Below are 18,744 nucleotides of genomic sequence, written 5' to 3' on the forward strand. Positions count from 1 at the left end.
AGCATCCCGCTGACCGGTGACGCCAGAAGGCGCACCCCGGCAGCCACGTCAGGAGGACCTCATGCGCGTGGGCGCGCTCACCAGGCACCGTGCGATCGTCGCGACGAGCATGACGGCGGTCGCCGCCGTCGCGGTCGCGTTCCTTCCCGCACCGTCGGCGGCTGCCGCCGACGTGTGCGTCGGCGCCCAGGCGATGTCGCCCTACAACGCGTGCGTGACGGACACGAGCCGCGCACTCACGCCCTCGCCGTCGAAGGCCGAGGACGACGTCCCCGCAGCCATCTACGCCGACGCGTGCCGCAGCGGCGGCTCAGAGGCCCGCGTGAAGGCGTGCACGTTCGGCGATCCGAAGGGCACCGTGAAGGCCGTGCTCATCGGAGACTCGCACGCGGCGAACTGGTTCCCGGCCGTCCACCGGCTCGCCAAGAAGCATGGCTGGGACCTCACCGTCCACTTCAAGGCCGGATGCACGTGGAACGCGAAGGCCCTCACGTGGAAGGGGACAGCCAAGCTCGAGAGCTGCGCGTCGTGGAACACGCGCGTGACGAAGGCCCTCCTGGCCGACCCGCCCGGTCTCATCATCACCACCGCGCTGGTCGACAACCAGTTCGGAGCAGGGGAGCAGGGGGTGCAGACCGCGGTCGCGGGCTATGCGACCAACTGGCAGCGCCTGAAGACCGCGGGCTCGGCCGTGGTCCCCATCGTGGACACCCCGTGGACATCGGACACCGCGCTGGCATGCATGGCGCGCTCGCATCCGGAGACGCGGAACTGCGGGACCAAGCGCAGGGACGCGCTGACGCGCGCGAACGTGATGGCCATGGCAGCGCAGCAGGTGGACGGCGTCAAGGCCGTCAACCTCAACAGCTACTTCTGCAAGGACGGGTTCTGCCCGTCCGCGATCGGATCGATCACGGTCTACCGCGACCGGGGACACCTGACGCGCACCTACATGTCCACGGTCGCGCCGTACCTGAACAACCGCATCCCCGAGAGGTTCTACGCGGCGAAGTACCGCTGACCTGGCACCAGGGAGCGCCTTGCCGCACCGCGACCTGAGGCTGTCACCGCCGCCGAGGGGAGGCCCCTTCCGTCGGCCTCCGCACGCGTATTGTCATAATGCGCATTATCGGCGTTGCTTCGCGGTTGGACGATGCGCGCGTCTGGACCGTCTCAGGGCGCGGCCCGCGGGCCGTTCTCCGCGGCCGTCGCTGCATTGAGCGTGTCGACGTATGGCCTCGGATCGGGTGCGTGACGTTTCGCTGCGCGCGATCGCTACGCGGCCGCCGACGGCCGCTGGGGTCACGCGCGCTCAGTCTCGACCGTGTCGCCCAGGACGCGGCCGAGCGCCGTGAGCCCGCTCAGCAACTCCTCGCGCTCGCCTTCGCTCAAGCCGGACAGGATCCGGGTCTCGTTCTCGGCATGCGCCTCATGCGCGACCTCGTGCGCCGCGCGGCCCGCATCGGTGAGCCGCACGCGCACCACGCGCCGGTCGTCCTCGTCGCGTCGGCGCGTGACGAACCCCCGGGACTCGAGCCGCTGGACCCGATGCGTGGTGGTGCCCGACGTGATGAGCAGCGCGCGATCCAGCTCGCCGGGCGTCAGCTCGTACGGCGACCCGGCACGCCGGAGCGCCGACAGCACGTCGAACTCCCAGCTCTGCAGCCCGTGCTCGGCGAACACCGCGTCGAGGCGCGCCTGGACCAGGTCCGCGTAGCGCGACAAGCGCCCGATCACCGCGAGGGCGCTCACGTCCAGGTCGGGGCGCTCCCGCTCCCACTCGCCGAGGATCCGGTCCAGCGTGTCCATGCGCCCATCCTGCCAGCGGAATATCTTGACGTCGAGATTTGTCTGATATCTTGATATCAAGATTTTTGGACGGCTCTCATGAACACCACCCGCACCCTCGCGCTCACCGCGCTGGCCCCGATCACCTGGGGAACCTCGTACCTCGTCACGACGGAGCTCCTCCCGGCGGACCGGCCCCTCCTCACAGCGACCCTGCGCGCGCTGCCGGCCGGCCTCATCCTGCTCGCCATCACCCGGGTCCTCCCCCGCGGCGACTGGTGGTGGAAGGCGGCGATCCTCGGCACGCTCAACATCGGAGCGTTCTTCGCGCTCATGTTCGTCGCCGCGTATCGCCTGCCGGGCGGGGTGGCCGCGACACTCGCCGCCGTGCACCCGCTGCTGGTGACCGCCCTCGCGTCGCGCACCCTGGGCGAGCGCGTCACTCCCCTGGCGCGCGCCGCGGCCGGCGCCGGCGTGGTCGGCGTCGCGCTCCTGGTGCTCACCCCCGGCGCCCGCCTCGACGCGTGGGGGGTCCTCGCCGGACTCGGGTCCGCGGCGGCCACCGCCGCGGGCGTGCTGCTCACCAAGCGCTGGGGCCGCCCGGCCCCGATCCTCGCGTTCACGGGCTGGCAGCTGCTGGCCGGCGGGCTGGTCCTCCTGGTCCCCACCCTGCTGATCGAGGGAACGCCGCCCCTCCTGACCCCCATGAACGTGCTGGGCTACGCCTGGCTTGCGATCCCCGGCACCGCGCTCGCGTATCTGGCCTGGTTCTCCGGCATCCTGCGGCTCCCCGCGAGCCGCGTAAGCCTTCTCAGCTTCCTCACCCCGCTCACCGCAGGCGCCCTCGGATGGGCCATCCTCGGCCAGTCCCTCGCGCCCCTTCAGCTCGCGGGCGGCGCGCTGATACTCGTCGCCGTGGGCGTGGGTGCGTACGCGGGCCGGCCCGCGCATCGTCCCGTCGCACCGGGGCCCGTGAAGTCGCCCGAGCGCGTCCTGGTGCACACCTGATTTCCGGCAGGAACCAGGAACAACTCACGCGCTACGCTCGTTATGTCCGAGTGCAGGCGCCCGCCTGCCGGAAGGAGGACGCCCATGGCCGATCGCGCGCTTCGAGGAATGCGACTGGGGACCCAGTCGATGGAATCGATCCACAACGCCGAGCTCGCCGAGCGCGTCGAGGTGCACTACGACTGCCCCAACGGTCACGTGCTCGCGATGCCGTTCTCGGTCGAGGCCGACGTCCCCCTCTCGTGGGAATGCCACTGCGGAGCCCTCGCGCTCCTGCGGGACGGCGACCGCCCCGAGCCCAAGGACGTCAAGCCGCAGCGCACCCACTGGGACATGCTGCTCGAGCGTCGGACCATCCCCGAGCTGGAGGAGCTCCTGGAGGAGCGTCTCGAGCTGCTCCGCGCCAGCCGCCGCTAGACCTCGAACGGAAGGCGCCCTCGCCGCGACGGCGGGGGCGCCTTTCTCATGCCCGCGTGCGGCCCGGGAGCAGGTCCGCGAGCTGTCGCACCCGGTGCGCGACGCCCCACGCGGTGACCTTGACGAGCGCCTCGCGGATGATGGCGCCGCTCATCTTCGACGTGCCCGCCTCCCGCTCGACGAACGTGATGGGCACCTCGACCACCGTGCCGCCCGCACGGATCACGCGCCACGCCATGTCGACCTGGAAGCAGTACCCCTGCGACTCGACGTCCGTGAGCGACAGCCGGCGCAGCATCTCGGCGCGGTAGACGCGGAACCCTGCCGTCGCATCGTGCACCCCGATCCCGAGCGCGAGGCGTACGTACGTGTTGGCGCCCGTGGACAGCACCAGGCGGTGGCGGGGCCAGTTCACCACCTCTCCCCCGGGCACCCAGCGCGACCCGATCACCAGGTCCGCGGACGATGCGCGGGCGAGCAGGGCCGGAAGGTCGGCCCCGCGGTGGGAGCCGTCGGCGTCCATCTCGCACAGGAGGTCGTAGCCACGCTCGAGACCCCACGCGAAGCCGGCGAGGTACGCGGCGCCCAGCCCGTTCTTGGCGGTGCGGCGCAGCACGTGGACGCGCGGGTCCTCCGCGGCGCGGGCCGCCGCCCACTCCCCGGTGCCGTCGGGCGAACCGTCGTCCACGACCAGGACGTCGACCTCCGGCGCGGAGGCATGGACCGCGGCGAGCTGGCGCGGCAGCGACTCCCGCTCGTTGTACGTCGGGACGATGACGAGCGTGCGGGTCACCAGTCGTACCTCTCGGCGACGCGCCGACGCATCGCGAGCAGCGCGACCACGGTGGGCACGATGAGGAATCCCCACCCGATGAACCAGCCCAGGCTCACGGCGGGCGTGATGTCGCTGCGGAGCCCGACGCGCTCGACCAGGTGGTCGGCGGTGAACAGCTCGGTGCCGTCGATGACGCGGCCCGCGGGATCGATCACCGCGCTGACGCCCACGGTCGAGATCTGGATCGCCCAGCGCCCCGACTCGATCGCGCGCATCCGCGTCATCTGGAGCTGCTGCGTGCTCTCGGCCGTGTGGCCGAACGAGGCGTTGTTGGTGGGCACGATGATGAGCTCGGCACCCTTCGCGACGGCCTCGCGGACGATCGAGTCGTACGCGACCTCGAAGCAGATGGGCGTCGCCACGGGCACCGTGCGGTCGAGGGACGCGACGGGCACGTTCATCACGGCGGCGCCGGTGCCGGCGAGCATGTCGGTGACGTTGTCGACGATGGGCGCGACCTCGCGGGCGAGGCTGCGCAGCGGGATGTACTCGGCGAACGGGGCGGGCCGCTGCTTCGAGTAGGTGTCGAGGATGGCGCCGTTGCCGCCGAACAGCAGCATCGTGTTGTAGCGCCCCTCGGGAGGCGAGTAGTCGACCGTGCCGAGCAGGAGCGGCGCGCCGGTCGCCGCCTGCGCCTCCTCGACGGCCGCGAGCGTCTGGTCGTCGACGCGGGGGTCGAGGTCCGCCGCGTTCTCGGGCCACACGACCAGGTCGACCGGGTTGTCGGCCGTCTCCTCCGCCATCCGCAGCGTCTCGGCCAGGTGGTTCTCGGTGACCAGGCGCGCCTGCGAGAACGCCTCCAGACCCAGGTCGGGGACGTTGCCCTGGACCGCGCCCACGCGCATCGTCCCGTCCTGCGCCTGGTTGTCGATGGGGACCAGGTAGCCGACGCCCATGACCGCGAGGGCGAGCACGGGCGCGAGCGCGGCCGTGACCGCGCGACGTGTGCGGGCCCGCTCCCATGCGAGGCCCAGGAGCGCCCCGGCGAGCACCACCGCGAAGGACACGAGCGGGATGCCGCCGAGCCAGGCCAGGCGCGCGACGGGCGCATCCACGAGCGCGTAGCCGACGCGGCCCCACGGGAAGCCGCCGAACGGCACCATGCCCCGCAGCTGCTCCGCGGCGACCCACAGGCCCGCGAACACCACGGTCTCGGCCCACCGATGGGTGTCGAGCATCCCGGAGCGGCGCACATGCGCCCACGCGACGGCGACCGCGGCCCACGCGAGCCCCTCGGCGACGCTGAGCGCGACCCACGGGACGGGTCCCACGGCGACGTCGGCCCACCACAGGTGCGGGAGCATGAAGGCGACGCCGTAGGCCCAGCCGATGAGGAACGCGGCGCGCCCGGTGGCCGCCTCGAGCGCCCACCACAGCAGCGCGACGGATACCGGCGCGAGGTACCACCAGCCGGTGTCGGGGAACGCGAGGTTGAGCCCGACCCCGCCGAGGATCGCGATGGCGAGGTTCCTCAGTCCGGTCAGCACCCCGCAACTGTATGCGAGCCGCGCGCGCCCGCCGCGCAGGCGCTCCGCGGCTACGGTCGCGCTGCCACCTCCAGGGCGATCACGACAGGGTCGAGGCCCTCGGCGGTCACGGTCACCGTCGCCGCGCCGGCGCCTCGGGGTCGCACCACGGCGAGCGCGCGCCCGTCGAAGGTGCGCCAGGTCGCGGCATCGAAGCGCTCCTCGGTGATGGGGTTCGCGCTGCCCATGCCCGCGAGCACGGCGGCGCCGTCGACGGTCACCGTGACGTCGCGGTCCGCGTCGGGCACCAGGGTCCCCGCGGCGTCGCGCAGCTCGATCGCGACGTGGGCGAGGTCGTCGTCCGTGTCGGCCAGGCGGGTGCGGTCCGCCGTGGCGGTGAGCGTCGCCTCCCCCGCGGTGGTCAGCTGGGTCCGGCCGGTCTCGACGCCGTCGGAGTAGGCGACGGCCTCGAGCGTGCCGGGCCGGTACGTGGTCTCGAGCACCGCGAGCATGGGCCGCTCCTCCCCCACCCTCGCCCGCGAGATCTCCTCGCCGTCGAGCAGCAGCGCGACCTCGTCTGCGTCCGCGTAGACCTCGACGGTCACGGGCCGGCCCACGTGCCCGTTCCAGGTCCACGAGGACACGGAGTCGCTCCACGCCCACATGGACGGGTTGACCACCTCCACGCCGTGGTGGGCGGGCCTGCGCACGGCGATGTACGGCTCGGCGCGCCGCCCGAACACGATCTCGCGGTAGTAGGACAGCGGCCGGCGGTGGCCCGTGATGTCGATGTCGCCGCACCACGCGGTGAGATACGGGAACTCGCGCTCGAGCTGGCCCGAGGCCTTGTCGTCGTCTGCGTACATGGTGGAGCCGATGCCGACCTCGCCCAGGTAGTCCCAGCCCGTCCACGTGAAGTCGCCGATGACGTGGGGGCTGGCGAGGACCATCGGCCACAGCCGCCCGATCTCGGGGCCGAAGGTCTCGGAGCCGACCAGGACGCGGTGAGGGAACGCGTCGCGGTCCGCGGCGTAGCGCGACTCCGCGTAGTTGAGGCCGAGCACGTCGAGCGCCGCGGAGGACTCCTCGATGCGTGCGGTCGCCGTGTCCGTCGCCCCGACGGTGGCCATCGCGTTCTTGTCCGCCATCAGCGCGTTGAGGCCGCCCAGCTCCTCGACGATCCGCGGCATCTCGTCGATGATCGCGAGCAGCGCGTTGACGCCGTTGGTCACGGGACGCGTCGGGTCGAGCGCCCGCACCTTCTCCGCGAGGCGGCGCGCCCAGCGCGCGCCGTGGGGCGTGCCGACCTCGACGATCTCGTTGCCGATCGAGTACATGATCACGGACGGGTGGTTGCGGTCCTTGGCGACCAGCGCCTCGAGGTCGGCCTCCCACCACACGGGGAAGTCCGCGGCGTAGTCGTACGGCGTCTTGAAGCGGGTCCACATGTCGAAGGCCTCGTCCATCACCAGCATGCCGAGCCGGTCGCACGCGTCGAGCATCGCCGGCGACAGCGGATTGTGCGCGGCGCGGATCGCGTTGAAGCCTGCCGCCTTGAGCAGCTCGATGCGGCGCTCCTCGGCGCGCCCGATCGCCGCGGCGCCCAACGGGCCGTTGTCGTGATGGATGCAGGCGCCGCGCAGCTTGACGGGCTCGCCGTTGATGCGCAGGCCCTTGCGCGGGTCCACGGTGACGGTGCGGATGCCGAACGTCGTGACGACGGGCTCGGACTCGTCGAGGGAGACCGATGCGGTGTGCAGGCGAGGGCTGTCGGGGCCCCACAGCGCGGGCTCGGTGACGTAGAGGAGCTGGCGCGCGTCGGCCTGCTCGCCCGGGGCCAGCGTCAGCGGGGTGACGTCGGACTCGACGGTGACCCCCGCATCGTCCCTCATCACGGTGTGGACGCGGACGGTGCGGCTGACGCGCTCGTCGTTGCGCACGGTGGTGACCACCTCGATCACGGCCTGGTCCTCGTCGATGCGCTCGGTGCGGATGCGGATCCCGTCCTCGACGATCCGGACGGGCTCGTCGACGTGCAGCAGGACGGGCCGGTGCAGGCCCGCGCCGGAGTACCAGCGCGAGTCCTCGCCCGAGCGCACCTCGATGCGCAGCTGGTGGGCGGCCCCGAACCGCAGGTACGGCGTGAGGTCCGCGAAGAAGCGGGCGTAGCCGTCGGCGCGGACCGCGGCGAGCTCGTCGTCGACGAAGATCTGCGCGCGCCGGAACGCTCCCTGCACCTCGAGCCGGACGGACCGGCCGTGCCACTCCTGCGGCACGTCGAGGGTGCGCTCGTACGTGTAGGCGCCGCTCGGGTAGTACGCCGCCGCACCCTTGGCGGGCGCGTCGGGCCGGCGCTGCTCGTCGCGCAGGGCGTCGTGGGGCAGGCGCACGGTGCCGAGCACCTCGGGTCCGCCGGAGAAGGCGGCGAAGGGGCCGGACGGCCGGCGGCAGGTCCACGCGTCGTTGAGGGGCAGGATGGTCATTGCTGGTCCTTCGGGTCGGGCGTGATCAGGTGCAGGAACTGTGCGAGGAGGGCGACCACGTCGACGCCGTCGCGGTCGAGGAGCCAGTGGAGCTGGGCGCCCTCCCACAGCGCGAAGAACGACGCGGAGGCGAACGCGGGCGTGACGCCGTCGCGGAGCATGCCCGCGGCGCCGAGCGCGGCGAACCACTCCTCGAAGCCGGCGCGGACCCGCACCACGCGCTCGTGGAAGAACTCCTCGAGGGGATGGTCCGCGGTCACGGACTCCGCGGCGAGCAGCGTGTACAGCGCGAGCACGTCGGGCCGGCCGGCGTTGCTCCGCGCCAGCGCGAGCATCGCAGCGGGCACGTCGGCGGGGGTGGCCGGGTGCTCCGCGGCGAGGAGTGCGTCGGCGCGCGCGTCGCGTTCACGCATGAGCGCGAGCAGCAGCGCGGACTTGTGCGGGAAGTGGTGCAGCACGGTGGACTGGTCGACTCCGGCGCGCCGGGCGATCTCGCGCATCGACGCGGCCCGGGACCCCTGCTCCACGAAGACGTCCATGGCGGCGCCCAGGATGGCGGCGCGGGTCGCCTCGGACCGCTTGTAGGGGCCGCGGGTGCCGGGGGCGTGACCCGGATCCGTGGTCGCCTCCGTGCTCTCCGCGAGGGGGAAGCCCGGCAGGACGTTCGGGACCGCGTCCTCGCCGTTCATCGCCCGGCCCCTCTCGACATTGAAATTCCATCAGCTGATGGATGTTCAATACTCGGATGCGTCGAGGCCCGTGTCAAATGGGCGTGCAGACGGTGGCGGCCGCGCGCCGTCGACTTCCAATGGCGTGTGTGACGGAACTCTTCTCACGTGAAGGATGTGGCGGCCCCACGCGCCCCATCGGTCACTTCGCACACATCTGTCATTGGCAATCGACGCGCCGCCACCTAGTACGCCACCACTCCCCTGCGCATCGCCTTGATCGCCTGCACGGCGGCGGCACGCACCGAGGCGGAGGGCGCCACCTCCGCGATCTGATCGAGCGAGTCGATCACCTGCTTGCACCAGCGCACCATGTCGCCCGGGGCGAGCTCCGCACCCTTGAGCACGGTGTCGAGGCTCTTGCCCTGTGCCCAGCCGTGGATGGGCGCGACGATCCCCCAGTGGGGCGCCGGCAGGTCGGGCAGGCCGCGCTCCCGCTGCATGTCGTCGACCTTGGACCACAGCCGGACGGTGTCCTTGAGCGCGGTCCCGAGCACCCCGCCGGGGCCGCCCGGGAGCCGTGGCGTGCGCGACTCGTCGTCGCGGCGTCCCTGGTAGAGCAGCGTCGAGACGGCGGCGGCGAGCGCGGGCGCGTGGAGCCCCTCCCAGGCGCCGGTGCGCAGCGCCTCGGCGATGACGATGTCGTTCTCCGCGAACAGGCGACGCATCATGACGCCCGCGCGGGTGAGCTCGGGGCGGCCGTCGACCATGTCGAGGTAGCCCAGCGCCTCGAGGATCTGCAGCCGCTTGTCGAACACCCGCGCGATCGATCCCGTGGCCCGCTGGATCTCCCCCACGATGCGATCCTTGTCGCGCAGGGTGCGGTGGTAGCGCTCGGCCCAGCGGGCGTGCGCCTCCCGGTCGGGGCACTGGTGGCAGGGGTGCTCGCGCATGAGGCGCCGCACCTCGAGCTCCTGCGCGGCGTTCTCGTCGGCGGCCGGTCCCCGCCGCTTCGCACGCGTCGCGTCGTACGACCCCCGCCCGTCTGCGATCAGCTGGGCGAGCTCGCGGCGGCTGCGCGCGTTCCGCGCGTCGAAGCGACGCGGCACCTTGACCACGCCCACGGTCTCGAGCCCGTGGTGGAGCTCGGAGATCGCGAGCCTGTGCACCCGCGCGTGCTCGGTCACCACGAGCGGCCGCGGCGCGACGGGGTTGTCGTCCTGTTCGACCACGGCGGCGAGCCCCGCGCGACGGCCTCCGCCGACGCGCACCACGTCACCCCGACGCAGCGCGGCCAGCGTGGACGCGGTCGCCTCCTGGCGCGCGCGCGACGTCTCGCGCGCGGCCTGCTTCTGCAGCCGCGCGAGCCGCTCGCGCAGCGCGGCATACTCCATGAAGTCGCCCTTGTCGCACCTCGCCGCCTCGGCGTAGCCCCGCAGCGTCGAGTCGAACTCGCGCGCCTTGCGGGCCTTGCCCACCACGGATTGGTCGGCCTGGTACTGCGCGAACGACATCTCGAGCACCTCGCGCGCCCGCTCGAGCCCGAGCTGCGCGACCAGGTTGACGGCCATGTTGTAGGAGGGCTGGAAGGAGCTGATGAGCGGGTAGGTGCGGCGCGACGCGAGGCGTCCCAGCTGCGGGGCGTCGAAGCCGGGGTGCTCGACCACGACGGCGTGGCCCTCGATGTCGATCCCGCGGCGGCCGGCCCGGCCGGTGAGCTGCGTGTACTCCCCCGCGGTGAGGTCCTTGTGGCCCTGCCCGTCCCACTTCACCAGCTTCTCGAGCACCACGGAGCGCGCCGGCATGTTGATCCCGAGCGCGAGGGTCTCGGTCGCGTAGACCACCTTGATGAGGCCGGCGGCGAACAGCTGCTCGACCACCTCCTTGAACAGCGGGATCATGCCCGCGTGGTGGGCCGCGAGCCCGGCCTCGAGGTGGTCTCGCCACCGGTGGTAGCCCAGGGCCGAGAGGTCCTCGGTGGGCACGCCCGCGCATCGTTCCTCGATGATCGCTGCGATCTCGCGCCGCTCCGCCTCGGTGGTGAGCATCATGCCCGCGGCCCGCACCTGGTCGACCGCGTCCTCGCAGCCGGCGCGCGAGAACACGAACACGATCGCGGGCAGCAGGCCCTGCCGGTCGAGGACGTCGACCACGGCGAAGCGCGGCGGGGCGCGCCGCCCCTGAGGACGCCGTCCGCCGCGCGTGGGGCGCCCGCCGCGCGGGTCGTCGTAGCGGGAGCGCTTGGTGATGGCCTCGAGCTCGGGGTTGAGCCGCGGCGTGAGCCCCGGATCCTGCGGATCGACGCCGGGCGCGTAGAGGTCGAAGATCCCCTCGCGCAGGAGCACGTGCGGCCACAGGGGCACGGGACGATGCTCGCTCACCACCACGCGCGTGTCGCCCCTGACCTCGGCGAGCCACGCGCCGAACTCCTCCGCGTTCGACACGGTCGCGGACAGCGACACGATCGACGTGCGCTCCGGCAGGTGGATGATGACCTCCTCCCACACCGAGCCGCGGAACCGGTCAGCGAGGTAGTGGACCTCGTCGAGGATGACCACGCCGAGGTGGTCGAGCTCGGAGGAGTCCGCGTAGATCATGTTGCGCAGCACCTCGGTGGTCATCACGATGATGTCCGCCTCGTGGTTGAGCGTGGTGTCGCCCGTGAGCAGCCCGACGTTCTCCGGCCCGTAGACCCGCGCGAGGTCGTGGAACTTCTGGTTCGACAGCGCCTTGATCGGGGTCGTGTAGAAGGCCTTCTCGCCGCGCCGGTACGCGTGCCTGACGGCGTACTCGCCCACGAGGGTCTTGCCCGCGCCGGTCGGGGCGGCGACCAGCACGCTGCGGCCCTCGGCCACCGCCTCGCACGCCTCCCTCTGGAAGGGGTCGAGCGGGAAGGACAGCTCGCCCTCGAACTCGGCGAGGTCGGCGTGGGCGGCACGCGCGCGCGACGCGGCGTACCTCTCGGCGGGGCTGGTCATGCCGCCAGGCTACTGTGCGCGACCCCCGAGGACGGTGAGCGCCCCGGGCGCCACGGCGACGGTCAGCGGGGCCGCGCCCACCAGCTCCCCGTCGGCGAATGCGGGCGGGAGCGGCGCCCCCTCGGCACCCTCAGGGGCGATGGTGACCCGCTCGACCTGGATGACGCGCACCCGCGGATCCGCGAGGTGGCCGCCGTCCTTGAGCCTCGGGAACAGGCCCAGGATGTCGCGCCGCGACATGCCGTCCGCGGTCACCAGCTCGAGCCGTCCGTCCGCGATCCTCGACCCGGGAGAGACCACCAGACCCCCGCCGAAGACCGGGCCGTTGGCCACCGCGACCAGGGTGCAGGGCATCGTCCACTCGCGGCCGTCGGCGGTGAGCCGCACGCCGTACGGGTGGAAGCGCGGCACCTCGCGCATGGTCGCGACCTTGTACTTGAGCGGGCCCCGGGGGAAGGTGATGGCGCGGGCGTAGGAGGCCACGGCGGCATCGAGGCCGGCGGACAGCACCGCCCCGAAGTAGCGCGGGCTCGCCGGCTCCTCGATCGCTCCGCCGGTCACCTTGCCCAGGTCGATGCGCACCGTCTCGCCGCGCAGCCCCGCCTCGAGGCGGGCGATCGCGGCGGGGATGTCGTGGCGCGGCAGGTCCAGCGAGGACGCGATGTCGTCGCCCGATCCGGCGGCGACGATCCCGAGCGGCAGGTCCGTCTCCGCGCACACCTGGATCCCCAGGTGCGCCATCCCGTCGCCGCCGACCACGACGAGGGCGTCGAGGGAGGGACGATGCGCGACGGCGGCCTCGTACGAGGCCGCCCAGGATCCACGGGACAGGTCGACGAGGTGGTGACCGCCGGCCGCCAGCGCCGCCTTCGCCTCCGCGCCGCGTCGCGCGCCCCGCCCCGACCCCGATGTCGGATTGGTGATGATCCCGACGGTCCTCATTCCGTGGGCACGCTCCGGCGCGCGAAGCGTTCGCGGAGCACTCCCACGCCCACCGCGGCGAAGTACAGGACCACCATGGGCCCGGCCATGAACAGCATGGTGACCGCGTCGGGCGTCGGGGTGAGGATCGCGGCCGCGAGGAAGATGATGAACACCGCCCAGCGCCAGCCGCGCAGCCACGTGCGCGCGCGCACGAGCCCGGTCCACGTGAGCGCGACCATCACCACGGGGAAGACGAACGCGATGCCGAACGCGAGGATCAGCCGCATCGCGAAGGTCATGAACGTCTGCGCGTCGAGGAAGTTCGCGGCACCCTCGGGCGTGAAGCCCGTGAGGATGGTGATCGCCCGCGGGAACACCCAGGCACCGAAGGCGACGCCCGCCGCGAACAGCGGGATGGCGGCGCCCAGGAAGCCGAACGTGTAGCGACGCTCGCGCTTGTGCAGGCCCGGCGCGATGAAGGCCCACAGCTGGTACAGCCACCACGGCGCGCTGATGATCAGGCCGATGAGCAGCGACATCTTCAGCTGCATGTCGAGCGCGGTCGCGACTCCGGCGAAGTTGACGGTCACCAGCGCGTCGTCGCGCTCGGCGGCCTCGAGCACGGGGCGCTGGATCGCCTCGAACACGGGCGTGTAGACGAACCAGCCCGCGACCATGCCGACGGCGATGCCGGCGGCCGCGAGCACGATCCGCTTGCGGAACTCCCTCAGATGCTCCGCGAGGGGCATCCGAGCATCGGGATTGCCCCCGCGTGCGCTACTTCTGGCTGTCACGCGGCTCGTCCGAGGACGACGTCGCGGTGGTGTCCGTGTCGGACTTCTTGTCGTCCGTCAGCGAGCTGGTCTCGTCCTTGAGGATACGGAGGGACTGCCCGAGCGAGCGGGCGAGCTGCGGCAGCTTGGGCGCGCCGAACAGCAGCAGCACGATCAGCAGGATGATGAGGATCTCGCGGGGTCCCATGACAGGTTGCTCCTTAGGAAGGCTGGCGCACAGTCTAGCGCTGGACGTAGAGGACGGACCTCGCCTGGCGGTGGAGCTCGTCGACGAGTCGCGCCGGGCTCACGGACCGCAGGTGCGGTGCGACGGCGAGCAGGCGGCCCGCGACGAACGCCGCGTCGGCGACGTCGAACGTGGCGATCACGTCCTCGTCCGCATCCTCGATGGCGACTCCGGGGATGTCCTCGAGAGCGTAGCGGCCGGTGCGGGCGATGCGGACGGTGGCCCGGAACGCGGGGGTGAGCGTGAAGCCGGCCGTGTCCGTGGGCGGGTGCTCGACGGCCCCGTCGAGCACGGTCACCGATGCGATGCGGTCGAGGCGCAGCACGCGGTAGTCCTGCGCGCGTCGGCAGAAGCACTCGAGGTAGCCGTGCCCGTCGATCACCACGAGACGGTGGGGGTCGACCGTGCGGGTGGTGCGACGGTCCTGGGCGTCGACGTACTCGACCTCGGCGATCCGGTAGCGGGCGATCGCCTCGAGCAGCGACTCGCGGATCTCCGGCGCGATCTGGTCGTCGCCGAGCACCGTGACGGGCTCCGCGAGGGCGTCTCGCAGCTTGGCCAGCACCTGGGTGCCGGCCTCGGGCAGCGCACCGGCGGCGCCCATGGTGGACAGCGCGCCCACCAGCGCGACGGCCTCGCGCGGGGACAGCCGCACCTGGGAGACCCCGTCGTTGCGCACCAGCGCCGCGACATCCGCATCGAAGTCGTCCGCCGAGAAGTCGATGGGCGACCACGAGTCGCCCGGCTCGGAGGCGACCCACAACGCGTCGATGTCCTTGCGGACCTGGTCGACGCTCACCCCGAAGTGCGCGGCGAGCTCCGCGAAGGGGGTGTCGCCGTTGCGCTCGACGTAGGTCAGGATGCCCAGCATCCGCACCAGCCGGTCGGTCGCCTGCTCAGCCACGCTCCACCTCCAGCGCCGCGGACGCGGCCTTCGCCACGGCCTGCGCGAGCTCGGTGGGCGCGACGATCCGCGCACCCCCGGCGAGCGCCAGCACCTCCGCGACGAGCGCGTCGCCGTGGGCGTACTCGACGTCGTACAGGTCCCAGCCGCCGTCGACGCCCGCGGCCGTGCCGCGCCGGCGCAGCGCGTGGCCGGACTCGGGTCGCAGCGCCACGCGAGCGGTGCTCACGTCCGCGCTCGCCGCGAGCGCGCCGAGCGGGATCTCCTCCGGCACGTCCGCGACGGCGGGGCCCACCGGCGTGACGGGTCCGCCGATGCGCTGCACGCGGAACGTGCGGGGCGCCTCGCGGTCGCGGTCGAAGCCGATGACGTACGCGACGCCGGCGCGCAGCACCACGCGCCACGGCTCGACCGTCCGGGTGCCGGCGCCGGAGCTCACCGACGAGTACTCGAAGCGCACGGCCTGGCGGTCCGCGACGGCCTCGACCAGCGTCGCGAACGCGTCCGTGGCCACCGCGGGCAGCGCGGCGAAGGGCAGCTCGACGCGGGGACCGTGCTCGGCGGAGGACGCGAGCTTCATGACGGCCTGCGTGGCGTCGGAGCCCAGCACGGCGCCGCGCCAGTAGTCCGTCGCGATGCCCAGGACGGCGAGCTCGGCGGCCGTGAGGTCCAGCGCGGGCATGGCCGCCTCGGCGGGGCGGATCCGGTAGCCGATCTCGTCGCCGTGCACGGGGTCCTCGACCGTCTCGACGGGGACGCCCAGGTCGCGCAGCTCCTTCTTGTCGCGCTCGAACATGCGCTCGAAGCTGGCCTCGGCCTTCCGGACCTCGTCCTCGGAGGCGCCGTGCGGGAGGGGCTCGTAGCCCTCGATGGTGTCGCGGATCTGGTCGCGCGTGAGGCGGTGCCGGGTGGAGGACAGCCCGATGATGAGGTTGAGCAGCCGCTGCGACTTCTCGACCGGCATCAGACCCTGACCGCGAGGAGCTCGGTGGTGAGGATCGCGCGGGCGCCCACGGCGTACAGGGCGTCCATCACCTGGTTCATCTCGTTCCGCGGCACCATGACGCGCACGGCGTGCCAGTCGGAGCCGTGCAGCGGCGTGACGGTGGGGGCCTCGAAGCCGGGGCTCACGGCGATGGCCGCGTCGAGCCGGTCCGACGGGACGTCGTAGTCGACCAGCACGAACCGTCGCGCGGTGAGCACGCCGCGCAGGCGGCCGGTGAGGATCGCGATGTCCTCGACGGGTGCGTCCTGGGCGCGGATGAGGATCGCCTCGGAGCTGAGGATCGGGTCGCCGAAGATCGCGAGGCCCGCGGCCTTGAGGGTGGTGCCGGTGGACACGACGTCGGCGACCACGTCCGCGACGCCCAGGCGCACCGAGGACTCGACGGCGCCGTCGAGCCGCACCACGCTGGCGGTGACGCCGTGCGTGGCGAGGTGCTCCTCGACCAGGCGCGGATAGGAGGTCGCGACGCGCTTGTCCTGGATATCCGCCACGGACGTGGCGACCCCGGGCGCTGCGGCGTAGCGGAAGGTCGAGCCGCCGAAGCCGAGCTCGAGGTGCTCGACCGCGTTCGCGCCCGAGTCGATCAGCAGGTCGCGGCCGGTGATGCCGGCGTGCACGGTGCCGGCGCCCACGTACACCGCGACGTCACGCGGGCGCAGGAAGAAGAACTCGACGTTGTTGCGCTCGTCGACGAGCACCAGCTCGCGCGGGTCGCGGCGCTGCTGGTAGCCGGCCTCCTTGAGGAGCTGCACGGCGGGGTCGGACAGGGAGCCCTTGTTGGGCACGGCGATGCGGAGCACTTCTCTCCCCTAGAGGTTCTTGTAGACGTCGTCGAGCGTGAGGCCCTTGGCGACCATCATCACCTGGGCCCAGTACAGCAGCTGCGAGATCTCCTCGGCAGCCTCCTCGCCGGACTGGAACTCGCAGGCCATCCAGGACTCCGCGGCCTCCTCGACCAGCTTCTTGCCGATGGCATGGACGCCCTTGTCGAGCATCACCACGGTGCTCGATCCCTCGGGCCGCTCCACGGCGCGGCGCTGCAGCTCCTCGAACAGGCTCTCGAACGTCTTCACGCCCGCCAGCCTAGTGGGAAACCTCAGACCCGGACTGCGTGGAGCAGCACCGCGTCCTCCGGCGCGAGCACCGGCACCTGCACGCCGCGCACGGCGAGCGCACGGCCCGTGAGACGCACCGGACCGGGCCACCACGCGGGCACCGCGCGGCCCGGCGCGTCGCCGTAGCCCTCGGGCGCGACGGGCGCGACCTCGTACGTCGCGTCCGGGTCGAGGCCCTCGAGCCGCACGAGCCCGACCTCGCCCACGAGCGGCAGCGCGAGGGAGGCCACCGAGTACAACGCCTCGGCGCCGTCGAGCCCCACGACGCCGTGGATCGCGTACGCGTCCTCCGGCAGGTCGGAGTTCACCACCGTGCCCGAGTGCAGCAGCGGCCGGAAGGTCTTGTGCAGCGCCACCCAGCCGGCGATCTCCTCCCGCGCGGCCACCGCATCGTCCGCCGTCACGTCCCACTCCAGCCCCAAGTGACCGAAGAGCGCGGTGGCGGCGCGGAACGTGAGCCGCGCCGTGCGGTATGTGGTGTGCGCCGTCGGCGGGCCCATGTGGGCGCCCATCATCTCCGGCGGGACCAGCAGCTGCGTCCAGCGCTGGATGGACTGGCGCTCGAGGGGGTCGTTGCAGTCGGAGGCCCACACGCGGTCGGTGCGCGACAGCACCTCGAGGTCCACGCGCGCGCCGCCGCCGGAGCAGGACTCGATCTCGAGACCGGGGAACGCCACCTTGAGGCCGTCGACCAGGCGGTAGAACGCGAGGGTCTGCGCGTGCACGATCCCGCGGCCCGTCGCCGTCGACTGCGCCTCGACCAGCACGCGGTTGTGGTCCCACTTGAGGTAGCCGGGGCGCAGCTCGCCCACCAGCGAGTGGAGCCGCTCCTCAATGTACGCGTACGCCTCCGGGTGGGTGAGGTCGAGCACCTGCTGGTTCCGCGCGGACACCGGCAGATGTCCGGGTGCCCGCGCGATCCACTCCGGGTGGGCGCGCGCGAGGTCGGAGTCGGGGTTGATCATCTCGGGCTCGACCCACAGCCCGAACTCGAGGCCCAGCGACCGCACGTGCTCCGCGAGGAAGCCGAGCCCGTCCGGGTACACGCCCTCGTCCACGTACCAGTCGCCCAGCCCGGCGTTGTCCGCGCGACGGTGGCGGAACCAGCCGTCGTCGAGCACGAACCTCTCGGCGCCCACCGCGGCCGCCGCGTCCGCGAGGGCGAGCAGCTTGCCGTGGTCGTGGTCGAAGTACACGGCCTCCCACGTGTTCACGGTGACGGGACGCGGGCCCAGCGCGCGGGTCGCGCGCAGGTGGCGGTGGAAGCGGGACGATGCGGCGTCGAGTCCCGCGGCCGAGTACGCCCCGTAGACCCACGGGGACTCGTAGGACTCCCCCGCCGCGAGGCTGACCTCGCCGTGCGCGAGCAGCTCGCCTCCGCCGATGACGGAGTCGCCCATGCGGCCGCGCTCGGCGAGCGTGCGGATGTTGCCGGACCACGCGACGTGGGTGGCCCACACCTCGCCCGCACGGAACGAGAAGCCCCGCGTGCCGGCGGCGAGCACGAACGCGCTGTCGTGGTCCGGCTTGCCGCCGCGCGACTCGCGCAGGCGCGTGCCCACGGTGAAGTCGGTGCGCTGGGGGGTGCGCTCGCGGATCCACCGGCCGGTGAAGTCGAGCAGGTCCTGCGCCTCGCGCGGGACGGGCAGCATGGTCGCGAGGGCGCCCACCTGGAACGGGACCTCGCCGCCGAGCGAGGTGAGCCGCGCGCGCGTGCGCACCAGGCCGGTGCCCAGCAGCTGCACGGTCACGGTCAGCTCGAGCGCCGCGTCCTCGTCCACCGCGGTGGTGACCACGGACTGGGCGCGGGCGTCGCCGTCGCCCTCCGAGGACACCTCGACGGTGCGCGCCACGAACCGCGTCGACGGGTGCGCGCCCGCGCGCGAGCCCTCGAGACCGGGCGTGCCCAGCCAGCCCCACGTGTGCTCGGGGACCACCGCGAGGGCGTGGCCCTCGTCGGCGCCGCCGAACGCGAAGCCTCCCTGGCCGGTCCGGACCAGGTCCGCCAGCGCATCGTGCGGCAGGTCGCCCAGGTCGGCGCCCCAGTGGGCGATGCGGGGCAGCCGCCCGCCACCCGTGGAGAGCAGGAGGGACACGCCGGAGGCGCGGAGGTGCACGACGTCGTCAGCCAT

The 18,744-nt window shown here is 72.7% G+C and carries 17 protein-coding genes; 3 read left to right on the plus strand and 14 right to left on the minus strand.

Going from position 1 to position 18,744, the window contains the following annotated elements:
• Positions 1–61: 61 nt before the first annotated feature.
• Positions 62–1,021, plus strand: coding sequence for an SGNH hydrolase domain-containing protein (locus AOM01_RS10875; protein ID WP_062293230.1), 960 nt, complete (start codon positions 62–64; stop codon positions 1,019–1,021).
• Between the two features lie 281 nt (positions 1,022–1,302).
• Here the strand turns inward: AOM01_RS10875 and AOM01_RS10880 are convergent, their stop codons facing one another.
• A complete protein-coding gene (locus AOM01_RS10880) occupies positions 1,303–1,809 on the minus strand; it encodes a MarR family winged helix-turn-helix transcriptional regulator (protein ID WP_062293237.1) in 507 nt (168 codons plus the stop codon).
• Between the two features lie 78 nt (positions 1,810–1,887).
• Here AOM01_RS10880 and AOM01_RS10885 point away from each other — a divergent pair, with 78 nt between their 5' ends.
• The gene (locus AOM01_RS10885) at positions 1,888–2,796 is read left to right on the plus strand and encodes an EamA family transporter (protein ID WP_082110202.1); all 909 of its coding nucleotides are present in this window, start codon (positions 1,888–1,890) and stop codon (positions 2,794–2,796) included.
• Positions 2,797–2,880: 84 nt separating this feature from the next.
• Complete coding sequence (locus tag AOM01_RS10890) at positions 2,881–3,213, plus strand: RNA polymerase-binding protein RbpA (protein ID WP_062293240.1); 333 nt, start codon at positions 2,881–2,883, stop codon at positions 3,211–3,213.
• 46 nt (positions 3,214–3,259) lie between these two features.
• Here AOM01_RS10890 and AOM01_RS10895 read toward each other — a convergent pair whose 3' ends face one another.
• From AOM01_RS10895 to AOM01_RS10955, 13 genes are all read right to left on the minus strand, one after another.
• Positions 3,260–4,009: a polyprenol monophosphomannose synthase gene (locus tag AOM01_RS10895; RefSeq protein WP_062293706.1), complete on the minus strand. Its 750-nt coding sequence runs from the start codon at positions 4,007–4,009 to the stop codon at positions 3,260–3,262.
• The gene (gene lnt / locus AOM01_RS10900; protein ID WP_062293243.1) at positions 4,003–5,535 is read right to left on the minus strand and encodes an apolipoprotein N-acyltransferase; all 1,533 of its coding nucleotides are present in this window, start codon (positions 5,533–5,535) and stop codon (positions 4,003–4,005) included. Before lnt ends, AOM01_RS10895 begins: the two co-directional genes overlap by 7 nt.
• A 50-nt stretch (positions 5,536–5,585) precedes the next feature.
• Positions 5,586–7,997, minus strand: coding sequence for a glycoside hydrolase family 2 TIM barrel-domain containing protein (locus AOM01_RS10905; RefSeq protein WP_062293246.1), 2,412 nt, complete (start codon positions 7,995–7,997; stop codon positions 5,586–5,588).
• Entirely contained in the window at positions 7,994–8,686 is a 693-nt protein-coding gene (locus AOM01_RS10910) for a TetR/AcrR family transcriptional regulator (protein WP_062293249.1), read from the minus strand. Before AOM01_RS10910 ends, AOM01_RS10905 begins: the two co-directional genes overlap by 4 nt.
• Before the next feature lie 224 nt (positions 8,687–8,910).
• Positions 8,911–11,643: a DEAD/DEAH box helicase gene (locus AOM01_RS10915; RefSeq protein WP_062293252.1), complete on the minus strand. Its 2,733-nt coding sequence runs from the start codon at positions 11,641–11,643 to the stop codon at positions 8,911–8,913.
• Between the two features lie 9 nt (positions 11,644–11,652).
• Positions 11,653–12,585 (minus strand): diacylglycerol/lipid kinase family protein, encoded by a 933-nt coding sequence (locus tag AOM01_RS10920; RefSeq protein WP_062293255.1) that lies wholly within the window; start codon positions 12,583–12,585, stop codon positions 11,653–11,655.
• A complete protein-coding gene (gene tatC / locus AOM01_RS10925) occupies positions 12,582–13,316 on the minus strand; it encodes a twin-arginine translocase subunit TatC (protein WP_062293258.1) in 735 nt (244 codons plus the stop codon). Before tatC ends, AOM01_RS10920 begins: the two co-directional genes overlap by 4 nt.
• A gap of 28 nt (positions 13,317–13,344) precedes the next feature.
• Entirely contained in the window at positions 13,345–13,548 is a 204-nt protein-coding gene (tatA, locus tag AOM01_RS10930) for a twin-arginine translocase TatA/TatE family subunit (protein ID WP_062293261.1), read from the minus strand.
• A gap of 34 nt (positions 13,549–13,582) precedes the next feature.
• On the minus strand, positions 13,583–14,491 hold the full coding sequence (locus tag AOM01_RS10935) for a helix-turn-helix transcriptional regulator (RefSeq protein WP_062293265.1): 909 nt from the start codon (positions 14,489–14,491) through the stop codon (positions 13,583–13,585).
• On the minus strand, positions 14,484–15,455 hold the full coding sequence (locus AOM01_RS10940) for a helix-turn-helix transcriptional regulator (protein WP_062293267.1): 972 nt from the start codon (positions 15,453–15,455) through the stop codon (positions 14,484–14,486). The genes AOM01_RS10935 and AOM01_RS10940 overlap by 8 nt, the downstream gene beginning before the upstream one ends.
• Positions 15,455–16,297: an ATP phosphoribosyltransferase gene (gene hisG / locus AOM01_RS10945; protein ID WP_062293269.1), complete on the minus strand. Its 843-nt coding sequence runs from the start codon at positions 16,295–16,297 to the stop codon at positions 15,455–15,457. Before hisG ends, AOM01_RS10940 begins: the two co-directional genes overlap by 1 nt.
• A 9-nt stretch (positions 16,298–16,306) precedes the next feature.
• Positions 16,307–16,570 carry a phosphoribosyl-ATP diphosphatase gene (locus AOM01_RS10950; protein ID WP_062293272.1) on the minus strand — a complete coding sequence of 88 codons (264 nt, stop codon included), beginning with the start codon at positions 16,568–16,570 and terminating at the stop codon, positions 16,307–16,309.
• A gap of 23 nt (positions 16,571–16,593) precedes the next feature.
• Positions 16,594–18,744 (minus strand): alpha-galactosidase, encoded by a 2,151-nt coding sequence (locus AOM01_RS10955; RefSeq protein ID WP_062293275.1) that lies wholly within the window; start codon positions 18,742–18,744, stop codon positions 16,594–16,596.

The organism is Demequina phytophila (assembly GCF_000971135.1).
GTDB classification, from domain to species: Bacteria; Actinomycetota; Actinomycetes; order Actinomycetales; family Demequinaceae; genus Demequina; species Demequina phytophila.

What these genes read in the sequence shown, in the direction of transcription:
- AOM01_RS10875 (WP_062293230.1), top strand. Translation starts at nt 62, where the DNA reads ATGCGCGTGGGCGCGCTCACCAGGCACCGTGCGATCGTCGCGACGAGC.
- AOM01_RS10880 (WP_062293237.1), bottom strand. Translation starts at nt 1,809, where the DNA reads ATGGACACGCTGGACCGGATCCTCGGCGAGTGGGAGCGGGAGCGCCCC.
- AOM01_RS10885 (WP_082110202.1), top strand. Translation starts at nt 1,888, where the DNA reads ATGAACACCACCCGCACCCTCGCGCTCACCGCGCTGGCCCCGATCACC.
- AOM01_RS10890 (WP_062293240.1), top strand. Translation starts at nt 2,881, where the DNA reads ATGGCCGATCGCGCGCTTCGAGGAATGCGACTGGGGACCCAGTCGATG.
- AOM01_RS10905 (WP_062293246.1), bottom strand. Translation starts at nt 7,997, where the DNA reads ATGACCATCCTGCCCCTCAACGACGCGTGGACCTGCCGCCGGCCGTCC.
- AOM01_RS10910 (WP_062293249.1), bottom strand. Translation starts at nt 8,686, where the DNA reads ATGAACGGCGAGGACGCGGTCCCGAACGTCCTGCCGGGCTTCCCCCTC.
- AOM01_RS10915 (WP_062293252.1), bottom strand. Translation starts at nt 11,643, where the DNA reads ATGACCAGCCCCGCCGAGAGGTACGCCGCGTCGCGCGCGCGTGCCGCC.
- AOM01_RS10920 (WP_062293255.1), bottom strand. Translation starts at nt 12,585, where the DNA reads ATGAGGACCGTCGGGATCATCACCAATCCGACATCGGGGTCGGGGCGG.
- tatC (WP_062293258.1), bottom strand. Translation starts at nt 13,316, where the DNA reads ATGCCCCTCGCGGAGCATCTGAGGGAGTTCCGCAAGCGGATCGTGCTC.
- tatA (WP_062293261.1), bottom strand. Translation starts at nt 13,548, where the DNA reads ATGGGACCCCGCGAGATCCTCATCATCCTGCTGATCGTGCTGCTGCTG.
- AOM01_RS10940 (WP_062293267.1), bottom strand. Translation starts at nt 15,455, where the DNA reads ATGCCGGTCGAGAAGTCGCAGCGGCTGCTCAACCTCATCATCGGGCTG.
- AOM01_RS10955 (WP_062293275.1), bottom strand. Translation starts at nt 18,744, where the DNA reads ATGGCTGACGACGTCGTGCACCTCCGCGCCTCCGGCGTGTCCCTCCTG.